The 1,825-nt window shown below is 64.6% G+C and carries 2 protein-coding genes; both read right to left on the reverse strand.

Features of this window, described 5'->3' with window-relative positions:
- Nucleotides 1-969, reverse strand: coding sequence for a carbohydrate ABC transporter permease (locus tag LPC22_RS08345; protein ID WP_229133475.1), 969 nt, complete (start codon nucleotides 967-969; stop codon nucleotides 1-3).
- Nucleotides 966-1,825: carbohydrate ABC transporter permease (locus tag LPC22_RS08350; protein ID WP_229133476.1), on the reverse strand; the 860-nt coding region annotated here is incomplete at its 5' end. The genes LPC22_RS08345 and LPC22_RS08350, both read right to left, overlap by 4 nt.

Genomic DNA, 1,825 nt, shown 5'->3' on the forward strand with positions numbered 1-1,825 from the left:
TTATTCTTTGACGGCTCCTGCGGCGAGGCCGGATTGCCAGTATTTCTGCAGGAGGAGGAAGGCGATGACCAGGGGGATGATGGTGATCAGGCTGCCGGTGATGACCAGGTTCTGGATGGCCTGCCCGCCCGCGGTGCTGGCCTGGTCCTTCCACTGGTTCAGGCCGATGGTCAGCGGGTACCAGTCCGCGTCCTTGAGCATGATCAGGGGCAGGAAGTAGTTGTTCCAGGTCGCCACGATCGTGAACAGGGCGCAGGTCACGATCCCCGGCGCCAGCAGGGGCAGGCTGATGGTGCGGAAGGTGCGCCACTCCGAGGCGCCGTCCACGCGCGCCGCCTCCAGCAGCTCGCCGGGCACGGCCTGGTCCGAGAAGATCCACATCAGGTACAGGCCGAAGGGGCTGATCAGGCTGGGGATGATCATGGCCCAGGGCGTGTTGGTCAGCCCCAGCTTCGCGAACAGCAGGAACTGCGGGACCGCCAGCGCGATGCCCGGCACGCTGATCGCGCCCAGCACCACCGCGAACACCGCCTTGCGGCCCGGGAACCGGAACTTGGCCAGCGCGTACCCGCCCATCACCGCCAGCAGCGTGGCCCCGCCCGCGCCCACCACCACGTACAGGAGCGTGTTCGCCAGCCAGCGGGCGAAGATCCCGTCCTGGTAGGAGAACACCTCCCGGATGTTGTCCCACAGGGCGAACGAGCGTCCCGGCCCCAGGCCGAACGTGCTCGTGAAATCCGCCTGCGTCTTCGTCGCGTTCACCAGCAGGTAGGCGAACGGGAACAGGCAGTACAGGGCGAACACGCCGCACGCCAGCGTCAGCCACACCGACCGGCGCGGGTTCGACGGGTTCGAGAACCCGCTCGACGCCGCACGACGCCGCTCCGCCCGCTCGTCAGCCGCCACCCGGCGCGCCCGCGCACGCTCCGCCGACCGCACCCGGCGGCCCTGCTCATCCAGCACGCTCATCGCATCTGCTCCCTCATGCTCCGCAGCTGCACCGCATACGCCACCAGCATCGTCAACGCCGCCATCACGATGGCCAGCGCAGCCGCATAATTGGACTGATTGCCCGAAAAACTCAGATTATACGCATACATGTTCGGCGTGTAATACGTCGTGATCGCATTGCCCGGCACCATGTTCTGCATCACGCTCGGCTCGTTGAACAACTGGAAGGAGCCGATGATGCTGAAAATCACCGTGATCGCCAGCGAGCCCCGCAGCTCCGGCAGCTTCACCCGGCGCACCACCTGCCACTCGCCCGCCCCGTCGATCGCCGCCGCCTCATACAAGGAACGCGGCACCGTCGACAGCGACGAATAGAAGATCAGCATGTTATACCCCGTGAACTCCCACGTATTGATGTTCCCGATCGCCGCCAGCAGCACCGACGGCTGCAGCACATCCACATGCGTGCCCAGCCACGCGTTCAACGAGCCCACCAGGCCATACTTCGCCCCGTACATGAACCCCCACACCAGCGCCGAGACCACCGCCGGCACCGCATACGGCAGAAACGTCGAAATACGGAAGAACCGCATCCCATGCAGACGCAACGAATCCAACGCCAAAGCCATCAACGCCGACAGGCACAGCATGATCGGCACCTGCACCACCGTGAACACCACCACCCGGCGCACCGACGACCAGAACTGCCCATCAGCCACCAGACGACGATAATTCGCCAACCCCACAAACACCGTCCCACCAACCATCCGATGCTGAAACAACGAAATCCACACCGCATACACCACCGGCACCACAAACACCACCACAAACACCACCGCAAACGGCCCCATAAACAACCAACCACGCCAACGAG

The sequence above is a fragment of the Bifidobacterium mizhiense genome, assembly GCF_020884755.1.
Classification (GTDB): Bacteria; Actinomycetota; Actinomycetes; order Actinomycetales; family Bifidobacteriaceae; genus Bombiscardovia; species Bombiscardovia mizhiensis.

What these genes read in the sequence shown, in the direction of transcription:
- LPC22_RS08345 (WP_229133475.1), bottom strand. Translation starts at nt 969, where the DNA reads ATGAGCGTGCTGGATGAGCAGGGCCGCCGGGTGCGGTCGGCGGAGCGT.